The sequence below is a fragment of the Microbispora sp. NPDC088329 genome, from assembly GCF_040685655.1.
Lineage (GTDB): Bacteria > Actinomycetota > Actinomycetes > Streptosporangiales > Streptosporangiaceae > Microbispora.
Map to the genome: position 1 here is coordinate 80,758 of NZ_JBFBIP010000010.1, position 24,500 is coordinate 105,257.

General features: G+C 70.3%; 28 protein-coding genes and 1 pseudogene. 10 read left to right on the forward strand and 19 right to left on the reverse strand.

Annotated elements, in window-relative coordinates:
* Positions 1-233 precede the first annotated feature (233 nt).
* From AB0O28_RS20200 to AB0O28_RS20265, 14 genes are all read right to left on the reverse strand, one after another.
* Positions 234-1,304, reverse strand: a complete 1,071-nt coding sequence (locus AB0O28_RS20200; RefSeq protein WP_363642249.1) for a glycosyltransferase family 2 protein — start codon at positions 1,302-1,304, stop codon at positions 234-236.
* Complete coding sequence (locus AB0O28_RS20205; RefSeq protein ID WP_363642251.1) at positions 1,301-2,308, reverse strand: iron-containing redox enzyme family protein; 1,008 nt, start codon at positions 2,306-2,308, stop codon at positions 1,301-1,303. The genes AB0O28_RS20200 and AB0O28_RS20205 overlap by 4 nt, the downstream gene beginning before the upstream one ends.
* Positions 2,308-3,045 carry a class I SAM-dependent methyltransferase gene (locus tag AB0O28_RS20210; RefSeq protein WP_363642253.1) on the reverse strand — a complete coding sequence of 246 codons (738 nt, stop codon included), beginning with the start codon at positions 3,043-3,045 and terminating at the stop codon, positions 2,308-2,310. Before AB0O28_RS20210 ends, AB0O28_RS20205 begins: the two co-directional genes overlap by 1 nt.
* A 38-nt stretch (positions 3,046-3,083) precedes the next feature.
* Positions 3,084-3,320: a hypothetical protein gene (locus AB0O28_RS20215; protein ID WP_363642255.1), complete on the reverse strand. Its 237-nt coding sequence runs from the start codon at positions 3,318-3,320 to the stop codon at positions 3,084-3,086.
* 67 nt (positions 3,321-3,387) lie between these two features.
* A complete protein-coding gene (locus AB0O28_RS20220; RefSeq protein WP_363642257.1) occupies positions 3,388-3,837 on the reverse strand; it encodes a gas vesicle protein K in 450 nt (149 codons plus the stop codon).
* Positions 3,824-4,162: a gas vesicle protein gene (locus AB0O28_RS20225; protein WP_363642259.1), complete on the reverse strand. Its 339-nt coding sequence runs from the start codon at positions 4,160-4,162 to the stop codon at positions 3,824-3,826. Before AB0O28_RS20225 ends, AB0O28_RS20220 begins: the two co-directional genes overlap by 14 nt.
* Entirely contained in the window at positions 4,159-5,049 is an 891-nt protein-coding gene (locus AB0O28_RS20230; protein ID WP_363642261.1) for a GvpL/GvpF family gas vesicle protein, read from the reverse strand. Before AB0O28_RS20230 ends, AB0O28_RS20225 begins: the two co-directional genes overlap by 4 nt.
* Positions 5,042-5,467 (reverse strand): gas vesicle protein, encoded by a 426-nt coding sequence (locus tag AB0O28_RS20235; protein WP_363642565.1) that lies wholly within the window; start codon positions 5,465-5,467, stop codon positions 5,042-5,044. The genes AB0O28_RS20230 and AB0O28_RS20235 overlap by 8 nt, the downstream gene beginning before the upstream one ends.
* Positions 5,468-5,520: 53 nt before the next feature.
* Positions 5,521-5,931, reverse strand: coding sequence for a gas vesicle protein GvpO (gene gvpO, locus AB0O28_RS20240; RefSeq protein ID WP_363642263.1), 411 nt, complete (start codon positions 5,929-5,931; stop codon positions 5,521-5,523).
* 7 nt (positions 5,932-5,938) lie between these two features.
* Positions 5,939-6,172, reverse strand: a complete 234-nt coding sequence (locus tag AB0O28_RS20245; RefSeq protein ID WP_363642265.1) for a gas vesicle protein GvpG — start codon at positions 6,170-6,172, stop codon at positions 5,939-5,941.
* Between the two features lie 19 nt (positions 6,173-6,191).
* Complete coding sequence (locus AB0O28_RS20250; RefSeq protein WP_363642267.1) at positions 6,192-6,983, reverse strand: GvpL/GvpF family gas vesicle protein; 792 nt, start codon at positions 6,981-6,983, stop codon at positions 6,192-6,194.
* Between the two features lies 1 nt (position 6,984).
* Complete coding sequence (gene gvpJ, locus AB0O28_RS20255) at positions 6,985-7,401, reverse strand: gas vesicle protein GvpJ (protein ID WP_363642269.1); 417 nt, start codon at positions 7,399-7,401, stop codon at positions 6,985-6,987.
* Between the two features lie 126 nt (positions 7,402-7,527).
* Positions 7,528-9,018: an SRPBCC family protein gene (locus AB0O28_RS20260; RefSeq protein WP_363642271.1), complete on the reverse strand. Its 1,491-nt coding sequence runs from the start codon at positions 9,016-9,018 to the stop codon at positions 7,528-7,530.
* Between the two features lie 5 nt (positions 9,019-9,023).
* Positions 9,024-9,587: a hypothetical protein gene (locus tag AB0O28_RS20265; protein ID WP_363642273.1), complete on the reverse strand. Its 564-nt coding sequence runs from the start codon at positions 9,585-9,587 to the stop codon at positions 9,024-9,026.
* 335 nt (positions 9,588-9,922) lie between these two features.
* Between AB0O28_RS20265 and AB0O28_RS20270 the strand changes: the two genes are divergently transcribed.
* The 6 genes from AB0O28_RS20270 (at position 9,923) to AB0O28_RS20295 (ending at position 12,572) form a co-directional block, all read left to right on the forward strand.
* Complete coding sequence (locus tag AB0O28_RS20270; RefSeq protein WP_363642275.1) at positions 9,923-10,399, forward strand: Asp23/Gls24 family envelope stress response protein; 477 nt, start codon at positions 9,923-9,925, stop codon at positions 10,397-10,399.
* Entirely contained in the window at positions 10,396-10,815 is a 420-nt protein-coding gene (locus AB0O28_RS20275) for a hypothetical protein (RefSeq protein WP_363642277.1), read from the forward strand. The genes AB0O28_RS20270 and AB0O28_RS20275 overlap by 4 nt, the downstream gene beginning before the upstream one ends.
* Positions 10,816-10,817: 2 nt before the next feature.
* Complete coding sequence (locus AB0O28_RS20280) at positions 10,818-11,003, forward strand: hypothetical protein (protein WP_183543489.1); 186 nt, start codon at positions 10,818-10,820, stop codon at positions 11,001-11,003.
* The gene (locus AB0O28_RS20285; RefSeq protein ID WP_363642279.1) at positions 11,000-11,338 is read left to right on the forward strand and encodes an Asp23/Gls24 family envelope stress response protein; all 339 of its coding nucleotides are present in this window, start codon (positions 11,000-11,002) and stop codon (positions 11,336-11,338) included. Before AB0O28_RS20280 ends, AB0O28_RS20285 begins: the two co-directional genes overlap by 4 nt.
* The gene (locus AB0O28_RS20290; RefSeq protein ID WP_363642281.1) at positions 11,313-11,921 is read left to right on the forward strand and encodes a DUF6286 domain-containing protein; all 609 of its coding nucleotides are present in this window, start codon (positions 11,313-11,315) and stop codon (positions 11,919-11,921) included. The genes AB0O28_RS20285 and AB0O28_RS20290 overlap by 26 nt, the downstream gene beginning before the upstream one ends.
* A gap of 63 nt (positions 11,922-11,984) precedes the next feature.
* The gene (locus tag AB0O28_RS20295) at positions 11,985-12,572 is read left to right on the forward strand and encodes an alkaline shock response membrane anchor protein AmaP (protein WP_363642283.1); all 588 of its coding nucleotides are present in this window, start codon (positions 11,985-11,987) and stop codon (positions 12,570-12,572) included.
* Here the strand turns inward: AB0O28_RS20295 and AB0O28_RS20300 are convergent.
* The 4 genes from AB0O28_RS20300 to AB0O28_RS20315 form a co-directional block, all read right to left on the reverse strand.
* Entirely contained in the window at positions 12,562-13,389 is an 828-nt protein-coding gene (locus AB0O28_RS20300; RefSeq protein ID WP_363642285.1) for a carbohydrate ABC transporter permease, read from the reverse strand. The two genes, AB0O28_RS20295 and AB0O28_RS20300, sit on opposite strands and share 11 nt — an antisense overlap.
* Positions 13,390-14,340: a sugar ABC transporter permease gene (locus AB0O28_RS20305; RefSeq protein ID WP_363642287.1), complete on the reverse strand. Its 951-nt coding sequence runs from the start codon at positions 14,338-14,340 to the stop codon at positions 13,390-13,392.
* 1 nt (position 14,341) lies between these two features.
* Positions 14,342-15,616 carry an extracellular solute-binding protein gene (locus AB0O28_RS20310; protein WP_363642289.1) on the reverse strand — a complete coding sequence of 425 codons (1,275 nt, stop codon included), beginning with the start codon at positions 15,614-15,616 and terminating at the stop codon, positions 14,342-14,344.
* 1,273 nt (positions 15,617-16,889) lie between these two features.
* Positions 16,890-17,249: a DUF488 family protein gene (locus tag AB0O28_RS20315; RefSeq protein ID WP_363642291.1), complete on the reverse strand. Its 360-nt coding sequence runs from the start codon at positions 17,247-17,249 to the stop codon at positions 16,890-16,892.
* Between the two features lie 190 nt (positions 17,250-17,439).
* Here AB0O28_RS20315 and AB0O28_RS20320 point away from each other — a divergent pair, with 190 nt between their 5' ends.
* The gene (locus AB0O28_RS20320; protein ID WP_363642293.1) at positions 17,440-18,567 is read left to right on the forward strand and encodes a cellulose binding domain-containing protein; all 1,128 of its coding nucleotides are present in this window, start codon (positions 17,440-17,442) and stop codon (positions 18,565-18,567) included.
* Positions 18,568-18,642: 75 nt separating this feature from the next.
* Here the strand turns inward: AB0O28_RS20320 and AB0O28_RS20325 are convergent, their stop codons facing one another.
* Positions 18,643-22,209: a discoidin domain-containing protein gene (locus tag AB0O28_RS20325; RefSeq protein ID WP_363642567.1), complete on the reverse strand. Its 3,567-nt coding sequence runs from the start codon at positions 22,207-22,209 to the stop codon at positions 18,643-18,645.
* A 480-nt stretch (positions 22,210-22,689) separates the two neighbouring features.
* On the opposite strand from AB0O28_RS20325, the gene AB0O28_RS20330 reads away from it, so the two are divergent.
* The 3 genes and pseudogenes from AB0O28_RS20330 to AB0O28_RS20340 form a co-directional block, all read left to right on the forward strand.
* Entirely contained in the window at positions 22,690-23,622 is a 933-nt protein-coding gene (locus AB0O28_RS20330) for a GerMN domain-containing protein (RefSeq protein WP_363642297.1), read from the forward strand.
* A gap of 78 nt (positions 23,623-23,700) precedes the next feature.
* Positions 23,701-24,255 carry a hypothetical protein gene (locus tag AB0O28_RS20335; RefSeq protein WP_363642299.1) on the forward strand — a complete coding sequence of 185 codons (555 nt, stop codon included), beginning with the start codon at positions 23,701-23,703 and terminating at the stop codon, positions 24,253-24,255.
* Positions 24,252-24,488, forward strand: a pseudogene (locus AB0O28_RS20340) (endo-1,4-beta-xylanase); the annotation flags it as partial. The gene AB0O28_RS20335 and the pseudogene AB0O28_RS20340, both read left to right, overlap by 4 nt.
* Positions 24,489-24,500 lie beyond the last annotated feature (12 nt).

A 24,500-nucleotide genomic window follows, 5' to 3' on the forward strand; every position in this document is an offset into this window, starting at 1 on the left:
GGCTTGGCCAAGGTGTGTGGCGGTGGTGGCTTGGCCAAGGTGTGTGGCGGTGGTGGCTTGGCCAAGGTGTGTGGCGGTGGTGGCTTGGCCAAGGTGTGTGGCGGTGGTGTGACTCGGCCAAGCTGTGTGGCAGTGCCGGCCGCTCCGCCCGAGCTTCATGGCAGTGGCCGTCCCGGCTGAGGTGCACCGCGGTGACCGGCGCCGCCCACGCTTTCTGGCGGTGACCGACTCGCTCAGTGGACACCGCGGTGCCAGGCGAGCACGCCGGGCCGGGCTGCCGGCGAGAGTGCCCGGCGGCGGAGGCGGCGGGTCGAGTGCGCGGCCACCCGCAGGCGCCGCCCCGCGTACGGTATGCCGCCGAGCACGAGCCTGGCGAAGAGGGCCGCCCAGCTGCAGGTGGCGCGTTCGAGAACCCAGATCGGGGCGAACAGGGCGGCGGTGGCGGGGAAGATCCGGCGGCCCCCGGCGCGGCGGCGTCCGATCTCCGCCAGGCCGACCGCCGCCGCCGCGCCCGCCGCGACCAAGCCCGGCCGGCGCCGCCACACGGCCGCGCCCACGCAGGGCAGTACGGCGAGGAAGACCGCCATCCGCGCGGGCTGGGCCAGGTCGTCGTACGCCTGCCGGACCCGCTGGGACCAGAAGCGGCGGGTGCCGGGCGGCAGGCGCCGCACGTACAGGTCGAGCGGGCGGACCTCGCGGCCGCCATATGCGCGGACGGTGCGGATGAGTTCCAGGTTCTCGAACAGCACGTCGCCGTCGTAGCCGCCCATCTTCTCGAACGTGGAGCGGCGTACGCCGAAGGTCCCCGGGTAGTCGGCGCCGAGGCCGCGGTTGAGCAGGCTGCGGGCGCTGTCCCAGCGGGCGTGCCAGGGGAGCGGGTCGAAGTGGTTCTGCGGCCGGACGAGGTCGGCGTGCTCCAGCAGGGCGCCGACCCGGGCGAGCGCGGCCGCGTCGTAGCGCACGTCGTCGTCGGCGATGATGACGTGCTCGCTCCGGGCGCGGCGCATGCCGGTGAGCACACCGGCCACCTTGCCGTTCGCGACCGTCAGGTCGTCGTCGGGCCGCACGTGTTCGGCGATGCCGCACCACAGGCGGGCGTGCCGTTCGAACAGCGGCGGCGGTGAGCCGTCGACCACCACGATCCGGGCGTGCCGGGCCAGGGCGCGCAGATAGCCGGTCAGCTCCGCCAGCCCGGCGTCGTCGTGCCAGCGCAGCGGCAGCACGTAGCTGATCGCGGGCGCGTCCCCGCCGGGCGGCGATGCCGGTCGATCGGCTTCCGCCGGGTGCCGGCCGAGCGTGGTCATCGGGCCGTCACCTCGGCGTCCGCCCGCCACCGCGCCTCCCACAGGGAGGTGCGCCCCTCCCGCCAGCGGCCCAGCAGGTGCTCCGCGAAGAGCCGGTCGAGGGTCAGCGCGCAGGCGGCGCCGTACAGGACGTCGCCGGCCAGATCGGGATGTTCCGCGGCGAACGCGCCGCACAGGTCGTGCGCGGCGATCTGCTCGTGCACGGCGTCGGCCTGCACGTGCTCGTCGTAGTAGCGGCGCGTGCCGGCGTCGCCGCCCAGCCGCCGCAGCCCCTGGCTGTAGCGGCGGTTGGGGAGCGACGAGGTCATCTCGAATGCCGCGAGGTGCCCGAGGAGCGCGCCCCGGCGGCGGCGGTGCAGTCCGAACATCGACATCACTGTGCTGATCGCCAGCGTCACACCGGGGACGACGCCAAGGTAGGCGCCGTAGGAGTCGTCGAGGCCGAAGCCCCGCATGGTCGCGCGGAACAGTTCGGCGTGCATGCGCTCGGGCCTGCCCCCGCCGTACTCGTCGGACTGGATCTCCACCAGCGCGGCCTTCGGCCGGCCGAGCAGGCGCGGGATGCCCCACGTGTGGGGGTCCGCCTCCTTCAGCTGGTAGATCGACCGGTGGATGACGAACTCGCGAAACTGCTCCACGTCGGCTCTGCCACGCAGGTACGCCGACAGGGAGGGGCCGTCCTCGGACGCCACCAGCGCCGCCAGGGCGCGGGGCACCTGCCGAGGCGGCGGAGCGGGCGGGCGGGGCACGCGCCGGGCCAGCCACCGCTCGAACCACCCCTCCAGGCGCTCTCGGAGGGCCAGCACCGACGGGTTCCACTCCCAGCGGTCGTCGACGCCGTCGAAGCCCTGATAGTGCAGCTCGTAACAGACGAACAGCGCGAGCTGGGCGTCCTCCTCGTCGTCTCGTGGATCGGCGGGCGGCGGGCCGAAAGCGTGAGGCGGCCGGGCCAGCTCCGCGAAGAGCCGGTCGGTGAGCGGGCCTCGGGGCGCGGGCAACTGCATCAGCTCTCCAGCAGGCGGTAGACGGACACGTGGGCCCGGCTGTCGTCGGTGAACGGAGCGCCGGACCAGTCGGCCCAGCGGTGTTCCCGCTCCATCCCGGCGAGGCGGGCCATCAGATCCAGCTCGCACGGCCAGGCGTAGCGGTGGTCGGCCGGCAGCAACCGCAGGCCGTCCGCCGTCATCCGCAGTTTCGTCGTGTGCATGAACTGCTCGGCCGGGCTGAGCCGGGCGGCCTCGACGACGACCTCGTCCTCGCCGAGCGACAGCAGCCGCAGCGACGTCCGGTCGCGGAAGGCCGTGGGGTCGGGCACCCACGCCTCGACCACGAAACGCCCTCCGGGCCGCAGATGGGCCGCCGCGTTGCGGAAGCACCGCACCTGGGCGTCCTGGGAGGGCAGCGCGAAGACGGTGTTGAAGGCCAGCAGGACGAGCGCGAACCGCCCCTCGACCCGCACCTCCGAGAAGTCGCCCACGGTCACCGGAATGAGGTCTCCGCCGGGCTTGTCCCGCAGGACCGCCACCATGTCGGGCGACCCGTCGACACCCGCGACGGTCACGCCGCGGGCGGCCAGAGGGAGCGCCAGCCTGCCGGTGCCGATCCCGAACTCCAGGACGGGCCCTCCCTCGGCCAGTCGCGAGACGCGCTCGACCGCCGGGCCGGTGGGCAGATGGCCCACCATCTCGTCGTAGATGTCCGCGATCGTCCGTCCGTACGCGGACGCATCGAACTTCCCCATACGCTCCCCCCAGCGCCGCGGGGTCGCCGGTCGACCGGTCAGGCCCCCAGGTCGCGGGCGACGGTGTCGAGCCGGTCCGCGAGCTCGCCGAGCCGCCGGTCGTCCACCGGGCCGTCTCCCACCAGGCTTCGCAGGTCACGCCGGCTGGCGATCACCAGGCCCTCGGCCCGTTCCTCCGGCACGACCTCGCACCGCCCACCCACCAGCACCAACGTCGCGTCCGGCGACGGCGACTCCAGCAGCGCCCGGACCTCGTCCCGGCCGACGACACTCATGACCTCTCCTTCCGGCCCCGATCGATCTCCTCCGTCTGCCCCTGTGACCTGGGCGCACACGCCGCGCTCACGGCCCGTCGGTGGGCAGCAGCGTGCCGAGGGGCCCCAGGTCGAGGTTGAGCTCGGACGGCGACACGTCGAACCGCTCGCACAACTCGGTCATGGCCTCCTCCAGGCGCATCAACGTCAGGCCGAGCGTCTCGACCTGCTCGTCGGACAGGTCGCCCTGATCCATCCGCCGGATGGCCTGCCGTTCCACGAGCTGACGCACCAGCTCGACGAGTGTCAGCACGAGGCGGCTCAGGTCACGCCGCACCGCCTCCGGGTCGGTGTTCAGCCGCCAGGGGCCGCCCCTCCCGGTTTCCGCGTTCGGTTCCCGCCGGTCCCGCTCCCACTGGCCCTGTTCCCACTGGTCCTGCTCCCATTGGTTCGGGCCGCCCGCATCGGTCTCCACGCCCAGCCGCCAGGGGCCCGCCGCGGTGTCCCGTGGAGAGCTCCTGGCCTCACCACCGGTCATCCTCCCTCTCCCTCCTGCCGCCGCCGCCATCGTCCGTGGCCCGCCCGCCTTCCGCGTACGGCCCGCCTCCCGGACGCGACGGCTCGCCGAGCGGGTCGAACGGCTCGGTGCCGCGTACGGAGCCGAGCAGCGCCCGCAAAGAGATGCGGACGAGGTCGATGTCGGCGATCGACAGCACGATGTCGCCGGTGATCACCACACCACCCGCGAGCAGCCGGTCGAGCAGATCGACGAGCGCCACCCGCTCGGGCGGCAGGCGGCCCTCGGCGGCGAGGGCCGCCCCCCGCGGTCGCTCCGGCAGGTACGCCGGTGTTCCCGGCGTCATCGCACGCCCCCGGCCCGGCTCGCCCCGAGGTCGATCGAGGTGAAGGAGTAGGGCGCCCACGGCCCGGTGAGCTCCACGTCCAGGAACCGGTCGCGAAAACCGCTGACGACGGCCGCGAAGTCCTCCTCGCGGGCCGGATCCACCAGGTATGCGCCGTTGAGCACCATCGTCTCGCTCCGCCCGGACAGCTGGGGGTCCTGCGGGCGGTGGCGGTAACTCGCCACGGCGACCTGGCCCAGCTCGGCGTGCAGGTGCTCGGCCAGCTCGGCCGCCGCGCGCCACAGATCCTCCCTGCCGCGCAGGTTCTCCTTCTTCCGGCGCAGGTACGCCATGCCCGGGCTGCCGCCACCGGCCCGGGAGGCCGCCGAGGCCGCCGACGAGGGCGCCGCCGGGGGAGGGGGCGCCGGAGAAGGGGGTGGCGTGCCCCGGCGCAGGTACGCCTTGACGCCCCACTCCCGCCTCCCCGCGACATGCGACAGGATCTCGGCGAAGTCGTCATGCCGCCGGTCGAGCAGGTCACGGACCTGCTCGTCGCCGGTGTAGACGGTCACGAGGCGCACGGGGGCGGTCGGCCCGGCCGCCGCCAATGCCTCGACGACCCGGTGGTGGGCGCGGGCGACTCCCTCCACCCAGTCGAGGTCCTCCAGCGAGCGGCGCAGCGGTTCCTCTCCGAACCGGTCGAGGGGCACGTCGCTGACGTGGGCCACGAGCCCGCCGTACGGCACGGGCCGCACCGCGCCGTCCAGCACGCCGCGCAGGTCGCGAGGCGGCTCCCCGCCGGACGTCACCGCGTACAGGTAAACCCCCTGGCCGGGACCACCCACGGCGGGGTGGTTCTCCCCCCTGGCGTGGTGGCTCTCGCCCACGGTGTGGTGGCTCTCATTCACGGCCGGGCTCCGTTCTGCCGGGCCCGCCGAGCCGCCGGGCGCGGGCCTCGGCCTGGCGGTCGCCCCGCCGCTCGCCCTGCCGCTCGCCCTGGCGGTCGCGGTCGTCCGCGTACGCGCCCGGTTCGAGCTCCGTCCGTTCCTCCCAGGCGAGCAGGCGCTCCTCGACCGCGTTCAGGCGCTCGCGGAGCCGGCGGTTCTCCTCGACCAGTTCGCGGTCCTTGCCGCTGAGCCACGGGTCACGCTCCCACCAGTCGATGCCGATCTCCCGCGCGGTGTCGACCGAGGCGATGACCAGCCGCAGCTTGATGGTCAGCAGCTCGATCTCCAGCAGGTTCACCCGGATGTCGCCGGCGATCACGACACCCCGGTCGAGCACGCGCTCCAGGATGTCGCCCAGATTGGTCGACTCCCGGCCCATGACGGCCGGCGGCGCGTACGACTCGCGCAGAACGGGACGCGAGCGGGGATCGGTCATAGCCCACCGCCGTAGGCGCCCGTGCCGCGCCGGTAGGTCCGGGTGCGCCGGTAGGACATGAGGTTCCCCTCGTCGTCCACCTGGCACTCGTAGAGCGACAGCATGTCGCCGGTGGAAGGGACCCTGCGGTCCTCGACGACCTCCACGTTCACCAGCCAGCCGTTCTCCACCGGTTCCACCAAGGTGACCCCTTCGGTGTCCTTGGAGGTCAGATCCGCGATGTAGCGCAGGCCGAGCCGGCCGACCGACGCCGCGTTCAGCGCGGCCCGGCGCCGGCGCGGCTCCGCCTCGCGCTCGCCCTCGCCCTCGTCGTACGGCCCGTCCTCCTCGGCGGGCACGCCGGAGGAGGCCCGCCGCCCGTACGCCGCGGCGTCCTCGTCGTACCGGGCTCTCCGCCGGGGAGGCACGGGACGATCACCCCCTCTGCGGGCCGCTCATGAGCCTGAGGATCTCTTCCACGGCCTGGGCCTCCTCCTCTTCGGAGATCTGGCCCGAGCGCCTGGCCTCCTCGATGGCCTCCAGCCGCCGCCGGACCGCCGCCGGATCCCTCAGTTCATGCTCGACCTGCTTCTGAATCAGCTCGCCCAGCCGGATGACACCGTGGATCGGGGCGAGCGGCCAGGTGAACAGCATGCTGATCAGCCCCACGGCGGCCTCCCCTCATGTGTCAGGTGGTGACGAAGTCGTACGGCGCCATCGGCCCGAGCAGGCGGATCTCGACCCGCTCTCCCCACTCGGAGCGCAGCTCACCGACGGCGCGTTCGAAGTCGGCCTGGCGGTCGTTCTCCACGAGGAACGCGACGTGCGCCGCGTCGCGCTCGTGACTGGGGTCTCGGACGACCGTGCCGGCGGTGAAGGGCTCGAAACGATCGATGACGGCCTGCGTGTCGGCCTCGCGTTTCGCGCCGATGATCTGAGTGATCAGCTCGCCGAGGCGGATCCGTTCGTTGCGGGTGACCTCCTCCGGCAACTGCCTGATCCGCTCACGCAGCTGTCTGGCCTCGGCGTTCTCCGACAGCACCTCGACCAGCACCGGCTGCTCGGCGTACCGCGCCTTGAGAACGAACTGGGAGCGTCCCTCCAGCTGCTTCAGCGCGGCCGCGAACGAGTCGTGATGAGGGGCCAGCAGTTCCTCCACGACCGCCTCGGGCGTGGTCATCACGGCGCCGAACCGCAGGGGAAGCACGGGAACCTCGGCCGCCGCCTCGTCGAGCAGTTGCTCGTGGGCCACCAGGTCCTGTGCCCGGCCCAGCGGGCGGTCCACGTCGACGTCGCTCACCAGAGCGGCGATCTCCCCGTGCCGGACGATCCTGACGCGGCTGGGGGGATCACCCACGCCCACGGCGTCCTCGCTGATCTCCACGTCCTCGGGGAGGATCCCGTAGACGTAGCACGCCGTGTCGCGCTGCGGGGCCTCGGCCCGGTCGCCCGCCCCGGACTGCCTTACGGTGCCCGACATCTCAGTCTTCCTCCCTTCGACGACGGCGGGTACGCGGGGCGGGGTCCTCCTCCGCATAGCTCGCCAGCAGGTCCTGAAGCTTCTCTCCGGCCGCCTCGATCACGCCCTGGGCGACGCCCTTGGACTTGCCGCGGGCGATGCTCTGGGGCGCGCTCGACAGCAGGTCGGGCAACCCCTGCTGCTGGGACGCCAGGTCCAGCCGGTTCACCGCCTCGGCGAAACGCAGATAGGTGTCGACACTCGCGACGACGACACGCACGTCGATGGTCAGAATCTCGATGCCGACCAGTGAGACCCGTACGTAGGCGTCGATGACGAGGCCCTTGTCCAGAATCGTGTCAATGACGTCGGCCAGACCGGATCCTGACGACCGGCCCGGCAATCCGCCGCCACCCGCTGGTGGAACGGCTACCGTCATGTGCTTCCCCTCCTCGGTTTCCTGTCGTGGTGTCGATCACTTGTGGCGCCCGGCGGCCGTTCGCGGCGTGTCGGGCGGTCGCGCCGCCGTTGCGGAACGGCTGGCGGGGCCGTCGTTGCGGAACGGCTATTGGGACGGACGGCGGCGCCGGATCAGGGGACGGCGCGGAGGCTTGCCCGCCTCGCCCCTTTTCTCGCCCTTCTCCTCGCCCCTGCGTGCCTGCTCGCCGGGCTGCCCGCCTTCGTCCCCTTCGCGTTCGCCCCGCTCTCGTCCGCCTTCGTTCCGTTCTCGTTCGCCCCGTTCGCCTTCGTCCGGCCCGGCCTCACGCCGCCGGCCACGTCCCTCGGATTCGGCCTCGCGACTGCGGGCCACCTGCGCCCTGGCCCGGCCGCCCGGCTCTTCGCCCGAGGAGGCGGGCCTGCGCGTCCGCTCGGGCTCTTCCTCTTCCTCGTACGGCTCCTCTTCTTCGCCTTCTTCCTCTGCGCCCTCCTCTTCCGGGCCCTCCTCTTCCGGGCCCTCCTCTTCCGGGCCCTCCTCTTCCGGGCCCTCCTCTTCTTCGAACTCCTCGGGCTCCTCCTCGTAGCCCTCCTCGCCGCCCTCGCGCTCGCGCTCCTCGCGCAGCGCCGTCTCGTGGTCCTTGACGACCTGGCTGTCGCGGATCTCGCCCCGCCAGCCCTCGATGTCGTCGGCACGCAGCAGGGCGTTGGTCATGACGTGCCGCTTGAAGTGCTTGAACTCGAGCCGCACCCGGCGGCCCTGAGCCCGCCACAGGTTGCCGATGCGCTCGAAGAGCCCCTGCGGGTGGTATTCGACGACGAGGAGCACCCGGGTCATCTCGGGTGTGATCTCGTGGAAGGTGACCGCGCCGTCGGGAAAACCCTTCGGACCCTGCGACCGCCAGACGATCCTGCTGTCGGGAACCTGCTCGATGATGGTCGACTCCCACGTGCGGTGGGACCAGAAGACCTGCGCCTTCCACCCGAGCTTCTCGTCGGACTTCTGCTCGACCGTCTCGACCTTCTTCATGAAGCTCGGGAAATCCTCGAACTGCGTCCACTGGTTGTAGACCAGGCGGAGCGGCGCGCCGATGTCGAGCGACTCGACGATGTTGGTGACCTTGAGCTTCTTGCCCTTGCGGCCCTTGCCCCCGCCGCCACCGCCGAACAGGCCCTTGATCTTCTCCTTGCCGTACGCCATGAGGGCGGCGCGTACGGGGTGACCACCTCCGCCGTTCTCGGTGAGAGCGCTGGTGAGAGCACCGAGCAGGCCGCCTCCGCCCGTCGCGCCGAGCCGGTCGGCCGCCGACTTGAGCAGGCCCTGGGCGTTCCGGCCGCGCGTCAGGCCGCCGAGCAGCCCGCCGAGGGCCTCCCGCCCGCCCCCCTCTTTGCCGGTGAGCGCGCTGAACAGCCCTGAGCCGCCGTGCTCCACGTAGTCGGTGAGACGACCGGCCAGGCCGTCGATCTTGTCGGCGACCCGCGACAGGGCCCGTTCGGCCACGGCGGTGGCGAGGTTCTGGAACTCCTGCCCGAGTCGCTGGGTGGGCAGTGCTCCCTCGTCCGGCGCCCGTGTGTCCTGCACCCGTTCCGCCTGGGTCCGTTCCCGCGTCTGTTCGGTCATCGGTCTCACCTCCTCCGGATCACGGGACGGGTGGGACGGATCCGGGGCCGGCGCCGCTCCTCGGGTTCGGGTTCCTCCGCCTCCTCCTCGTACGGCCCCTCGTCCTCCTCTTCCTCCTCGTAGGCCTCTTCGGGGGCCTCTTCGCGCTCAGCCTCGCGCCGCGGCGGGCGGCGGCGGGGCGCTCGGCGGCGGCTCTCCTCCGGCCGCTCCTCCTCTTCCTCTTCCTCCTCCGCGGCCCGGCCCCGGCCCTTGGGCTGCCGGAGCGCCTCGGCGCGTTCGTGCAGCTTGTCGCTCAGGTTGTCGATCTGCTTGCTGGTGGCGCGCATCGCCGCCGCCTTGCCGATGTCGAGCAGGTCGCCGCGCACGCGTTCGGTGATCTTTCCGATGTCGGGGGCGGCGCCGCCCAGGATCTTGGGGACCTGTTCGAGCAGGGCGCCCGTCGTTCCCCCTCCCTTCAGACGGGAGGCGAGGATGGCCAGCGCCAGCATCAGCGCGAAACGGAGCTTCTGATGCCGGCCGAGGTAGTAGCCCGCGATGACCGCCAGAGCCACCTTCAGTCCGTCTTTCATGATCGCGCCTCCTACTGGCCCGCCCCCCAAGCGCCGGACCGGACGTCCGCCCGGCTCGCCACGCGGCACTGCGACCCGACTGAACGGTATGAATGCCCTAGACCTGCACATAAAAACTCGATCTCGTACATACCGGACAGTTTTGGTGTGGCTTGATCTCGGCGTTAGGGCTGTCCGCCCTGGCTCTCCACGAGCTCGCCGGTCTTGGGATGTTCGAGGGGCTCCGATGACTCAACCTCGCCCCACCTGGGCTGATTACTGTGCGCGAATTGGGTATCAGGCGCGTATATCGGCGGGAAGCGGTACGAATCGCGCAGGCGAAGCGGGGGAGTCACATGACCGAGACCAGAACGTCGACTGCGACCGTCGAGCCGGCAGCCGGGCGGTCCCACGGGACGCAGGGCGTGTCGGGCCTGGTGACGGAGCGGGGCCGCACCACGATCGCCGACGAGGTGGTCGCAAAGATCGCCGGTATGGCGGCTCGTGAGATCGACGGAGTCCACGACTTCGGCACCGGCACGGCCCGCGCGTTCGGTGCGATCAGGGGGGCGCTGGGCGGGGAGGACGGCGTCACCCGGGGCATGTCGGTCGAGGTCGGCGAGCGGCAGGCCGCCGTCGACATCCACCTCATCGTCGAGTACGGCGTCGCGATCCCCGACCTCGCGCAGGCGGTGCGCAGCCACGTGATCCGCGCGGTGGAGCGCATGTGCGGGCTGGAGGTCACCGAGGTGAACATCGCGGTCGACGATGTCTACCTGCCGAGGCAGCAGGAGTCGCAGGCGTCCGCCGACCTGGAGCCTCGGGTCCAATGAGCGCCGTTCCGGAGAGCACGGGGGTGGAAGGCGGCGGCCTGCGGGCCGCGGCGTCCGAGGGCGCCGCGCGCGGCTCCCCGGAAGGCCCGCCGGAACGGGACGGGCGCGCCGCGGCGGAGGAGGAAGGCGAGATCTCCGCCCGGCGGATCGCCGACCGGGTGCTGTCGTGCCCCGACGTCGCGGACCTGTCCCGTGGCCCGTTCGGAGTGGTCGCGACGCACCTGCCCGGTGGCATGGTCCCGGGCGTCGCCGTACGGGACCAGGCCATCGAGGTCGACATCGTCGCGCGATACGGCAGGCCGCTGCCGGAGGTCGCCGACCTGGTTCGCGACGCGATCGGCGGCCTCGCACGCGGCCGCAGGGTGGACGTGACGATCGCCGATGTGGTCACAGACGTCGGCGAGAGGAAGGAATGATCATGGAAGGCTATCCGCTCTGGGGCCTCGTGGGGCTGCTGTTCGGCACGGTGCTGGGGGTGGTCGGGGCCTTCGGCGGCCTCAGCGCGTTCATCATCGTCCTGGTCCTCGGCATCGTGGGGTTCCTCGTCGGCCTGGTGCTCGAAGGCGGCGTACACCTGCCGCAGATGCACCCGAGACGCCAGTGAGCGTTCCGGAGGCGCGCGGGACGACGACCGTCTCGGATCGCGCCTTTGCGAGGATCGCCGAGAAGCTGGCGAGCGAGGACGAGCACGTGACCGGGCGGCCGCACGTCTCGGCGTCGGTCACCGGCGCGGTCGCGGCGGTCCGCTGCGATCTGGCCGTGCGTTATCCGACGCCGGTGCCCCGGCTGGCCGCGAAGCTCCGCGATCACATCCGGCGGCGGCTGCGGGAGCTCACCGGCATCGCCGTGGAGAACGTGGACATCGAGGTCGTGGAGCTGGTGCCCGAGCAAGGGCACCGGCAGAGGAGGGGCGATGACCGAAGGCCGAGGCCCGTCTGAGAGGGTTCCGCTCTTCGTTCCGATGCGGGGGTTCGCGGGCGGGGGAGCCGGCCGGGCCTTCCGGCCCAGCCGTGGGCTGCCAGCCGCGGTCGCCGCGCTGGCGCTGCTGGGGATCGGGGGCCTCACCGCCGTCCACGTGGTCTCCGCACTGCTGGGGCTCCCCGTCAAGATCGTGCCGTACGACCAGTGGGCCCATTGGGCGAAGACCACGGCCTGGGACGACACCCGGGCCCTCGCGGTGGCCTCGGCGCTGGCCCTCATCGGCCTGGCGCTGATACTGATCGCGGCGGTCCCCGGCCGGGGGCGGATGGTCGCGCTGCGCACCGGGGACCCCAACCTCGCGGTGGGCATGCCGCGGCGCACGCTGGCGCGGGCGCTGAGAGCACGGGCGAACGAGGTGGACGGCGTGCGCGCGGCCCGGGCGCGCATGCGCGGCTGGCACGCGGACGTGTCGGTCCGGACCGATCTGCGCGACACGACGGCGCTCGGGGAGCGCGTGCGGACGGCCGTCGAGGACGAACTCGCCCGGCTCGCCCCCGCCCACCGCGTCTCGCTGCACCTGCGTGTCCACGGCCCGTCCTGACTCGTGGTCTCCGCCCCCCGACCCCGGTGAACGTCCGCGGACAGCGCGTGGAGGAGGCAGGCTGTGAGGAGAAGATCAGGCAAGGGCAACCGCGTCGGGCTCGCCCTGTGCGGGCTGGTGCCGCTGGCCGCGGGCGGTCTCGCGCTCGCGCGGGCGCTCGGCGCCTTCGGCGGCGACGCCGCGCGACGGCCGGTGATCGACGCCGGGACCAGGAGCTTCGCGGCGACGGCGCCGTGGTTCTGGCCGGTCGTTGCCGCCGTGGGTTTCGTGCTCGCGCTCATCGGGCTGGCCTGGCTGCTGGCACTGCTGCGGGCCGACCGGCTGCGGCGGCTGCGCCTGGAGTCGGGCACGTCCGGGGTCACCGAGGTCGACGCGCATCCCGCGAGCGAGGCCCTGGCCGCGCAGGTCGGCGCCTATCCGGAGGTGCGCAGGGCGCACGCGGTGCTGCGCGGCTCCTCCGACGACCCGCGTCTCGATCTCGGCGTCTCCGCCGTGGAGCCGGCCGACCTCGGGGCACTGGTCACCCGGCTGCACGATGAGGCCGTGCCGGACCTGCGCAGCACGCTCGGCCTGCGCCGCCTCCCGGCGACGGTCCGGCTCGACCTCGCGTCCGGTCACCGCCCGCGCCCTGGACGAGGGGTCAGCCCTTGAACGCACCGTCCATGATCCCGACGACCATTCGCCTGCCCACGAACACGAACAGCACCAGCAGCGGCAGGGTGGCCAGGAACGAACCGGACATGGCCAGGCCGAGATCGATGCTCCGGCTGTTCTGCAGCGCCTTGATGGCGATCTGCGCGGTGTACATCTCAGGTGACTTGAGCACGATGAACGGCCACAGGAAGTCGTTCCAGGCGAAGACGAACCCCAGAAGTCCCAGGACGAACGCGGCCGGCCGGACCAGCGGGAAGGCGATCCGCCAGAAGATCTGCCAGGACGTGGCCCCGTCGATGCGGGCGGCCTGGAGGATCTCGTCGCTGAGCGTGGTGGCCAGGTGCTGGCGCATCCAGAAGATGCCGAACGCGCTGGCCAGCCCCGGCACGATGAGCGCCTGGAGGGTGTCCACCCACCCCAGCTGAGAAATGATCATGTACTGGGGAATGACGGCGAGCTGGGTCGGCACGGTCATGGTCAGCACGACGACGAGAAACAGCACGTTACGGCCGGGGAAGCGCAGCTTGGCGAAGGCGAAGCCGGCCAGCGAGCACAGCACGGCCTGCCCGACCCCGATGGTGCCGGCCACGACGAGGCTGTTGATGATCGAACGGACGAACGGCACGGTTGAGAACACGAGCCCGGCCAGGTGGAAGAAGTTTCCCCCCGGCACGATCTCCGGCGGCAGCTGGGTGGCGGTCGCCGTGTCCGTCGTGGCCACGACGAACATCCAGTAGAGCGGGAACACGCACGCCAGCGTCGCCAGCGCGAGTATCAGATAGGTCCACCAGCGGACCCTGTCGGCCTTCTTCATTCATCGCTCCGGACGGATGCGGGCGGACAGGAGGTAGTTGAGCGTCGCGATGACGATGATCAGCACGAACAGCGCGACGCCGATGGCGGCGCCGTAGCCGAACTGGAACTGGCCGAAGCCCTGCTCGTACAGGAACAGCGTGAGCGTCTGGCACTGGCGGATCGGGCCGCAGGTGAGCGGAGTTGTGTGGGAGGCCAGCATCGGCTCGGTGAAGATCTGCAGACCGCCGATCGTGGAGGTGACGATGGTGAAGATGATGACCGGGCGCAGCGACGGGATCGAGATGTGCCGGAACTGTTTCCACGCACCCGCGCCGTCCACCGCCGCGGCCTCGTAGATCGTCCGCGGAATGGCCTGCAGCGAGGCCAGGTAGAGCAGCGTGGTGTAGCCGAACCAGCGCCAGGTCACCATCGTCGCGATCATGATGTGGCTGCCCCACACGGACTGCTGGAAGTTGATCGGCCCCACGCCGACGAGCCCGAGCAGCCAGTTGAGCAGGCCATAGTCGCGGTCGAACATCTGCGCGAACACGATGGTGGTGGCCGCGACCGAGGTGATGTACGGCACCAGCATCGACATCCGCCACAACGTCGCCAGCCGCAGCCTGGCGTGGTTGAGAAGATGCGCCAGCACCAGCGCCGCCAGGAGCTGCGGCACGGTGGACAGCAGCCACATGCTGATCGTGTTCCAGGCCGCGTTCCAGAACCGCGGGTCGCCGAGCAGGCGGCTGAAGTTGTCGAGGCCGATGAAGACGTGCTCGCCGATCGGGTTCCAGTCGAACAACGCGACGTAGAAGGTGAACAGCAGCGGGACGAGCCCGAAGATCCCGAAGATGAGGAAGAACGGAGCGATGTAGGCGTATGGCGCCAGCCGCTCGGCCAGGCTCTGCCGCACCCGCGCCTCGGTCTCGGCCTCGGGCGTCGTCCGCCGCGGGCTGAGCGTCGTGGTCACGTCACTTGCCGATCGCGGTCTTGATGTTGGCCATCGCCGCGTCCCACGCCTTGGCCGGATCGCCCTTGCCCTGTTCGACGTTGGTGATCGCGGCCAGGAACTCCGAGCCGATGGCCGGGTCGTCGGGCCCGATGACGTACGGCTTGAGCCCGAGCAGCGACTCGGTGTAGATCTTTCCGATCGGCGCGTCGGAGAAGAACGGGTCCTTCTGGCTCAGAAGCTTCGAGTCCTGGTAGACCGACGGGGTGGTGGGCAGTGAACCGGCCTCGAGGAAGTGGTCGAGCTGGCCCTGCGGAGACTGCATTTTCGAGATGTATTCCCAGGCGGCCTTCGGATTGGCCGCGCGCTTGGGGATGGCCAGGTAGCTACCGCCCCAGTTGCCGGCGCCGCCCGGGATCGTGGCGATGTCCCACTTGCCCTTGGTGCCGGGCGCGTTGTCCTGGATCTGGCCGAGCAGCCACGACGGCGCGGAGATGACCGCGAAGTCCCCCTTGCCCATGCCCGCGCTCCATCCTTCGGAGAAGGAGCTCTGCTTCGCGCTGATGCCGGCCTGGATCGCCTTGAGCCCCAGGTCGAACGCGGTCCTGACCTGCGGGCTGGTGCGGTAGATGACGTTGCCGTTCTGGTCGTAGTACTTCTCCGGACCCTGGTTGACCGCCTGGAGGAAGACACTGGTGGCGGCGTTGTCGATGAACGCCTTGCCGGTGGCGGCGGTGTACTTCTTGCCGGTCTCGATGAAGGCGTCCCAGGTCGGCCAGAGCTTGCTCACCTCCTCACGGTCCGTGGGCAACCCGGCGGCCTTGAACAAGTCGGTCCGGTAGGCCACCGCCATGCCGCCGACGTCGGTGGGAATGCCGATGATCTCGCCGCTCCTGGCGACGGACTGGCTGATCACCCAATCCAGGTAGTCGCCCTTCATCTTGTCGGCGCCGTACTGCCGCAGGTCCTGGAAGTTCTGCGGCTGCTGGAGGAACTTCGGCAGGTCGTCGCCCTGGATCAGCACCAGGTCGGGCACCTTGCCACCGGCGAGTGCCGTGGTCAGCGCCTGTGCGGTCTCCGCCGTGGAGCCCACTTCGGTGAGCTTCACCTGCACATCCGGGTGGATCTTCTTGTAGGCCTCGACCGTCTTCTTCTGGTTGATGCCGGTGAACGACCAGAACTCGAACGACTTGCCGTCCCCTGACTGTTGAGAGGTGCCGCCGCCACCTCCACAGGCCGCGGCGGTCAAAACGATGGCCGCGGCGAGCACGGCCGGCGTGGCTCTGCGGAACGACACAGGTGACATGGGAAGTCCCTTTCGGGGTCAGGAGCGGAGGGAGGTCTTCCAGGGCGCAGAAGTCAGGAGCTCAGGAGTCAGGGGTTCAGGAGTCGGAGCGGCGGCGATCGCGTGCTTGGCGGGCTTGTCGCGGACGTTCTCGTAGCGCGGTGACGAGGCCCCTCGCCGGGGAAGGAGGCGGGGACCCGGGAGTTCTCGCGGCTTCAGTCCCACGTTGTGAGGCCGACGCGGCCGCGCACAGCCAGGCATTCGTGACTCGCCTGCCGGGCGTCCTTATCGGTGCGCAGCGTCATGCGGGGTGATAGATCGGTGACTCGGTGGGAGCGATGTCCCGCGGAGCCGGCGAGGTGCTCGGTGTTCCGCCACGCCGGGAAGTCATCCGCGGATCGTGTCGCCGGCGGCGACCCGGCCGGGCTTTCTCGCCGAGGATTGACGCATCCGGATGCGCCGTGCTCAAGAGAGCGGTATTCGCCGGACACTTCTCAATGGGCGCCGCATGACGCCGGGTGGCCGGTGACCGAGCCACCGTGACCGCCCCCGGCCGCCCCCGAGCGGGTCGACAGCCTGCGCCGGCGGCACGTCATGGCGGCGATCACGATTATGGTTTCAGCGGATCACGGTTATGGCTCGGGCGGCGGAGGCGCCGGTTGCGAACCGGCGGGTGAGCGGTAATCGACGAATTCATACTGCGCTCCTTCTGGATATCGGCCAGAAAGCTCCGGGAGTACCCGCGGCCAGAAAGTTTCGTAGTACGTGGCGACTGATAACGCCGGACCCTACGTCTCACTTCTGAAACTCGTCAAGAACCTGGTCACAAGAAGCTTGATACGACGCTGACACCGTGACGAAACTCCGGTGCAGGGCCGCTGCCAGGGCCGCTGCCCAGGGCCACTGCCAGGGCCGCGTCGGAGAATCGGCCCGGCCGGCGGCTCCGCCTCCGTCCTTCCCGGCGACCGCAGAAGCGGTTCGACGAGGGGTACCGGCCCTGTCAAGGGCGGCGTCGCCGACGTGTCGCTACACCGGGTGGCCGAAACTTTTGCGATTCTCCCGAAACAATCGGCCGCATAGTCTTGACGGTAAATCCGAGCGACCCTAACGTAACTCTCACCGCAGGTCCGGACTGATTGTTAGCGCTAACACAAAGGGTCGTCCTATGAACGTGGACGTCGCAGTTTCCGTGCCGCCGCACGACTCCTGACAGGGGGACCACCGCATGCGCTCCCGCCGCCCGGTACACCGGCCTCCGCGTGGCCGCACGGACCGCGGCCGAAGGTCAGGCGGGCGGCCCGGACAGGACCTGTGCGAGCACGGCGGCCTGGCTGTGCTCGACGTCCCTGGTCGCGGTGAGCAGGGTCAGCGGGCCGTTTTCCATGAGCCGGCGCAGCCCATCGAGCGCGGCGCGCCGCTCGGGATCGTCCAGTTCCTCGAGATAACGGCTCCGGAACTCGCCGAACCTCTCGGGGACGTGGCCGTACCAGCTGCGCAGGGCACTGGACGGCGCCACGTCCTTGACCCATTCGTCCAGGTGAGCGGCCTCCTTGCGGAGGCCGCGCGGCCACACCCGGTCGACCAGCACCCGCGTCCCGTCCCCGGGTGCGGGGTCCTCGTACACACGGCGGACCGTGACGGACATGGCACCACCTCCTCCTGCGGGCATACCCCCGCCGCACGGTGGCGCACGCCGGTGTCCGGCGGCCGGACAGAACGTGTAAGTGAAACTTTCACTTACAGTAAGGGCATTGTCGCTGGTCGGGATTTCGTCCACGTTGTCGATCAAATCAGCCCATGTCGCACGGCTTGCCCTGATGTCTATGGTCCGGGACATGAAGATGCGAATGATCACGGCGGGCCTCGTCATGCTCGGCTCGGTCGCCGCGTCGCTCGTCGTCGGTCAGGCGGCGCACGCGGACACGACGATCTGCGAGAAGTACGGCTCGACCACGATTCAGGGCGGCAAGTACGTCGTCATCAACAACAACTGGGGCGATGACACTCAGCAGTGCATCAACGTCACCGGTAACGGCTTCTCCGTCACGCAGGCCTCCCACAACAAGCCGCAGAACGGCGCTCCGGGGTCGTACCCCGCGGTGTACGCCGGCTGCCACTACGCCAACTGCTCCAGCGGCAGCGGCCTGCCCCTCGCGGTCAGCAACAGCCAGTTCAACACGGTCCAGACCAGCGTCAGCATGAGCTACCCGGGCTCGGGGGTCTACGACGCGGCGTACGACATCTGGTTCGACCCGACGGCGCGCAAGGACGGCCAGAACACCGGCGCCGAGCTCATGGTCTGGCTCAACCACACCGGCTCGATCCAGCCCGTGGGCTCGAAGGTCGGCACGGTCAACCTCGCCGGCGCGACCTGGGACGTCTGGTACGGCAACACCGGCTGGAACGTCGTCTCGTACGTCCGCACCTCGCCGACGAACTCGCTCAGCTTCGCCGTACGGACCTTCTTCGACGACATGGTGAACCGGGGCTACGGTCAGCGGTCGTGGTATCTCACCAGCGTGCAGGCCGGATTCGAGCCCTGGGTGGGCGGCGCCGGGCTCGCGGTGAACAACTTCTCCTACAGCATCGGCGGCGTGGTCCAGAACCCCTCGCCGTCCCCCGCCGTCTCGCCGACCGGCGGCAACGGCAACGGCGCCTGCCGGGTGAGCTACAGCAAGAGCGAGTGGCAGGGCGGCTTCACCGGCAACGTCACCGTCACCAACACCTCCTCCAGCCCGGTGAACGGCTGGACCCTCGGCTTCTCCTTCCCGAACGGCCAGAAGATCACCGGCTACTGGAGCGCCGACGTCAGCCAGAACGGGTCGTCGGTGACCGCGAAGAACCTGTCCTACAACGGCTCGATCCCGGCCGGCGGCAACGTCTCGTTCGGCTTCCAGGGCACCTGGAGCGGCTCGAACGGCAACCCGACCGGCTTCACGCTGAACGGCACCCGCTGCTCGTGACGCCCTGACCCCCTGACACCCCCTGGGAAACAGGCGCCGCCGGAGTGACGTCCCTCCGGCGGCGCCGTCACGTCGTCAGGGGTTGACGGTGATCGTGAAGGTGGACGTCGTGTTCTTGACGTCCTGGTAGTTGTCGCTGAGCCTGAGGTTGTTGAAGGTCACCGACCCGACCGCCGGGCCCTGGTTCGGCTCCGGCAGCTCGTTCGCCCAGAGGCCGAAGCCCGACTTGGCGTCGAACGCGTCACCGCTCCTGTGCGCCCCGGAGATCGAGATGTTGGTGAAGACCGTGTCCTTGATGGGATTTTGCGGCCGGCCGCTGTCGTAGTTGGTCTGGAACATGATCCCCGAGTACGTCGGATCGACGATGTCGACGTTGCTCACCCGGATGCCCTGGAACACCTTCGAGGCGGAGAACAGCCAGATTGCCGGGAAGGTCTGCTGGCCCCAGAAGTGGCCGCCCGCGCGGACGATCGAGATGTTGTCGAACACGGTGGGCGGGCTCGCGCCGAAGCCGTTCATCGGATAGCCGAAGTCGAGCGAGCTGATCGTGATGCCGGAGTAGGTCAGCGTGTCCGCGATGTAGATGTTCCTGAACGTGTTGGCGTACCCGCCGTAGACGGCGATCCCGGCCGCGCGCCACGGCAGGATCGCGGTCAGGTTCTCGTAGACGTTGTTCTTCTCGTCGGCGCCTCCCGCGTCGATGGCCGAGAACAGCGCGAAGCTGTCGTCGCCGGTCGTCCTCGCCTCGTTGTTGGAGACCAGGTTGTCCGTGCTGCCGTTGGTCATGTTGACCCCGTCGGCGAACGTGTCACGGATCCGCGAGTTCCTGATCGTGATGTTGTCGGTGTTGGCGCCCCAGTACATGCAGACCTGGTGCTCGACCCAGATGTTGTCGATCGTCATGTTCGCGACGTTCTGCCAGTCGAACACCTTGCCCGGCCCGTCGATGCGGCTGGTGTAGTTGCCGAAGTAGGCGAACCCGGAGAACGCCGAGCCGTTGGCCGACGCCTCCGCCCGGAAGCCGACGTCGGTGTTCTCCTGGTTGGAGGGCGCGTGGAACCGGGTGAACCACGGCCCGGCGCCGGCCACCTTGACCGCCTTGCCGTACACCTGGAACTTGCCCGACGTCTGGTAGTCGCCCGGCGGCAGGTAGACGCCGACGAGCTTGCCCGTGGTGTCCATCCGCACCTTGTCGAGCGCGTTCTGCACGTCCTGGTGGGCGAACCCGGCCGGCACGGCGTACGTCGCGGGGTCGGGGTTGGGGATCGCCGTCGCCTGCTCCAGGTTCACGAAGTCGATCGCGTACGTGGAGGTGTTGGCGGCGTCCTTCTGCAGCCGGATCCTGCTGCCCTTCGGGACCGTGGTCCCGAGCATGACGTTGGCCTCGTCGTAGATGTGCCGGGGACTCCCCGCGCCCGGGGAGTTGCCCGGGGCCTTCTCGTCGCCGTACAGCCAGGCGTACTTGGAGGTCAGGTTGATCGCCTTGAGGAAGGAGCCGTTGACGTAGACGTTCAGCGTCGCGTCGGTGCCGCCGCCGCCCGCCGCGTCGGGAATGGAGAAGCGGGTGACCAGCGTGTTCGTGTCGGCCCTGGTCGTCCACTCCACGTAGCTGCCGGTGGTGGTGAGCCGTACGGCCTTACGGCCGGACGCCTCGCCGGCCAGGTCGCCGATGGTCCGGTTGGGGCCGACGACCGCCGCCCCGCCGCCGGTGACGCCGTCCTCGGCCTCGTACATGTCGTACGGCATGTTCGCGCCGCGGCCGACGAAGAACGGCAGGCTGGAGGTGTTGTTGGCCTGCTTGACCGGCAGCTCGTCGGCGTCGGCGGCGAGCACGGTCTTCACCGTGTATCTGCCGTTGGCGGCCGTCCAGGTGCCCAGGTTCACCGGGCTCGTCGTCGACCCGGGCGCGATCACGCCGCTGTAGGAGCCGGTCAGCGTCCTGACCACGGTGCCCGAGTCGTTGACGATCGTCAGCGTGATGCCGTGGGCGCCGCCCGCCGAGGCGACCGTGCCCTGGTTCTTGATCGCGACGTTGAACGTCACCGTCCCGCCGCCCGCCGGGTTGCCGGGCGACCAGGTGGTGCCGGGAACCAGGTCGGAGGTGTCCACCGGGCGGATGGTGAGCGAGGACGCGGCGGTGAAGCCGTTGTTGTCCTCGTTCTGCTCGATGACCGACTTGCCCTCGTCCACCTTGGCGGTGAGCGGGAAGGTGCCCGCGTCGCGGGGACCGATGTCGGCGGAGACGTTCACGCCCGCCCCGGCGGCGAGGGCGGCGACGTTCGCCGTGCCGACCTTGGTGGTGCCGAAGTAGAAGTTCACGTTCGTCGCGCCGGAGGCGGCGTTGCCGATGTTCTTGACGGTCGCGGTCAGCGTGACCGGGTCGGTCTCCACGGGGGAGGCCGGGGACGCGCTGAGGGCGCTGATGGTCAGGTCGGGGTTGGGGGCGGGGACGCCGATGACCTGGAACTCGGCCGCCTGGCCCGCCGGTGCGCCGGAGTTGCCGGTGAACTTCAGCTGCACGTCCGCGACCCGGCCGCTGACCGGGATGGACACCGAGTTGCCGGTGGCCGGGCTGAAGGAGTACTGGGTGGCGTTGGTCAGGTTGGTGAATCCGGCCGCGCTCTGCTCACGGCCCAGCACCTGGATGGTCTGCGTGCGCGGTCCCCAGGAGCTGTCGGGGTTGAGCTTGACGTTCACCTGGGAGATGTCGGCGTTGGCGCCGAGCGCCACGGTGAGGGTGTTGGGGTAGCTGCCGCCCGCGCCCTCCCAATAGGTGCCGATGTTGTTGTCGTTGGCGTTGGCGGCCACGAAGGTGAACACCGAGCCGTTGGCCGTGATCGGCTTGCCGAGCGCCAGGTTGGTGCCGCCCGGCCCGCCGGTCCCGGTGCGGGTCACGGTGTTGGACGGGCCGGACTCGTTGCCGGCGGCGTCCTTGGCGGTCACATAATAGGACACCGTGGCGGTGTCGGGCTGGGTGTCGGTGTAGGTGAGCACGTTGCCGGCCACTGTGCCGCGCTGCGTGCCGTTGGCGTAGACGGTGTATCCGGTCACCCCGACGTTGTCGGTGGAGGCGTTCCAGGTCAGCCGGATCTGCCCGGAGGCGGGCTGGGTGTAGGCCAGGTTGCCCGGAGCTGTCGGCTTCTGATCGTCACCACCGGGGTTGCCCGGGCCGTAGACCTCGAACTCGGAGATCTGCCCGGCAGGCCAGCCGGTGTTGGCGGTGATGTTCAGCCGTACGTACCGGGCGGTGGTGGCGGTGAAGTTGATGGTGACGGTGTTGCCGCCGGCCGGGTTGAAGGTGTAGCCGGCAGAGGGGACCGTCGTGGTGGCCGGGTTGTCGGTGGTGCCGGTCAGCACCGACAGCGTCTGCGTGCGGGTCTGCCAGGCCGACAGGTTGGGGAGCTTCAACACCAGCTGGTTGATGCTGACGGCCGAGCCGAGGTCCACCTGGAGCCACTGCGGGAAGGCGTTGTTGGCGCTCTCCCAGTAGGTCGCCTGGTTGCCGTCGTTGGCGTTGCCCGCGCCGTACACGTCGGCGTGGGCGCTTTCCTTCATGGTCTTGCCGGCGGCGAGGTTGGGGCCCGCGGCCGAGGCGGGGGAGAGAGGTGCGGCCACGACGAGCAGGCAGGCCGCGGCGATCACAGCGATCAAGCGCAATAACGGGACGTGCGTTTTCGACATTGGCGTTCCTTCGTCCGGCAGGAACCGACCGGCGGGTCGTCCGATCCGCGGTCGTGGGGGGATTTCGAAGATCGGGGCTGGACGGGGTCGCGGCGGCGACCGGTTGCCCACTGCCGTGGCCGACATCACCTCAGGTCCTTTCATGCGAAAGGTGACGGTGGCGGGGCGCACGGACGCAGTGCTTCCTGCCGGAACTTGCGGGGAGCCGCAAAGTCTCGATTGAGAGCTGCAAATTTTTTACATTAGGTTGCCCAGATGTTACATAGGGCCCACTGCGCCGTCAATGGGTCAGAAAAGCCGGATGGAAGGTGACAGGTCTGTCCCGTCCCCGAGCTCTGTTCACCTGGGGATACTTCAGGTGGGTGCCGGCCCGGGAACCGGTCCTGCGCCCGCCCGCGGGTCCCCCGACTCGCGAAAAAGGAACCCGGCAGAGGAGCCCTCATGTTTCTGCCCCCCAGGCGCTCGCTCGCGGCGTTGGCCGTGCCGCTGGTGAGCGCGACCGCACTGCTGGCGATCCCGGCCTCCCCGGCCGCTGCCACACCCGTCCCTTCGACCGCCGCCGCGCATGCGGCCCCGCGCGTGGCGACCCTGGTCGGCGTGCGCGCCTCACACCATCCCGGACTGGACCGGGTCGTCTTCGAGTTCCGCGGGCCGCTCCCGGCGCGGCGGAACGCCGGCTACGTGTCCCGGTTGAACGCCGACGGCTCGGGCCGCACGGTCCCGGTGGCCGGCGACGCGATCCTCGGACTCCGCTTCGGTGGCGCGACCGGCCACGACAACAGCGGGCGCCCCACCTATGGGCCCGCTCGCGAGACCTTCGCGCTGCCCGGCGTGATCCAGGTCGTCAATGCGGGCGACTTCGAGGCGGAGCTCACGTTCGGCGTCGGCCTGACCAGGAAGGCGTCCTACCGCGTCTACACCCTCACGCGCCCGAGCCGGGTGGTCGTGGACATCAAGACGCCCCAGCGGACCGTGCCGGTGAGAACGTACTTCCTCGACTCCCGGGCGTACGCGGCGGGGCGGAGGCCGTACACGGCGGAGGTGTCACGGCCGGTCGTGCCGCCGTCCACCGCCCGCGCCGCCCTCCAGCGCCTGTTCGCCGGGCCGACGCAGGCGGAGTACGCCAAGGGGCTGCGCTTCGTCGCCTCGGGTGCCACCGGCGTCCGTTCGGTCGTCGTCCGTGACGGGGTCGCCCATGTGGGGCTCACCGGTTCTCTCGGTAGCGGCGGGTCGGCGTTCACGGTCGCCGACGAGATCACGCCCACGCTCAAGCGCCTTCCGGGCATCCGCTGGGTGAAGATCTACGACGCCCACGGCCGCACCGAACGCCCGAAGGGCCGCTCCGACTCCATCCCGGAGAGCCTGGAACCGTGACCACGCGAGGGCCGGGGGCGCCCCGGCCCTCGCGCCCGAGCTGGTGTCTCACCGTCGCCGGTTGAGACCATGACGGGCATGGCGGACACGACGGACGTGGCGGCGATGACGGTGGTGGTGCAGCGGGTGCGCGTCCGTTGGTCGAAGGAGGGGCGCGGCGCCCGCGAGGCCACGCGCCGGGCCGAACTCGGCCGTGCGTTCCCCCACCCCGCGTCGCCGCCGGGAACGCCGCTCGTCCACGATGTGCTGATCGACACCGAGGGGGGCGTTCGGGTCGAGGAGCGGGCGACGGCCAAGGCGGAGGACGTGCGCCTCCTGCTGACCCGGACGGACGGCGGCCTGAAGGTCGAGCGCCTGCCCTCGCACGCCGCCTACCCCCTGCAGCGGCACCGCTCCCACTTGTTCACGCTCCGACCGGGACAGGTGGGCAGATACCTCGCCAACTTCCGCTTCACCGGGTGCGCCTGCGCGCCCCGCTGGCACTACGAGGACTGGACGACGTACGTCGCCATCCTGCCCGCGCGCCGCGACCTGTTCCTCGGCCTGTTCCTCGGCCTGTTCCTCGGGCGAAAGCGGTACGACGCGGAGTTCGACGGACGGGTGTCTCTTTACGCCTCAAGAACCACATCCTGAACGAGGCCCGCCACTATCGCGGCAAGGTCTGCTCCTGGGACGTCGTCAACGAGGCGTTCAACGAGGACGGCACCTATCGCGACACGATCTTCTACCGGACGCTCGGTCCCGGCTACATCGCCGACGCGCTGCGCTGGGCGCGCCAGGCCGACCCGCACGCCAAGCTCTACCTGAACGACTACAACCTCGAGGCCATCGGGCCGAAGAGCGATGCGTGCTACACCCTCGTGAAGCAGCTCAAGGCT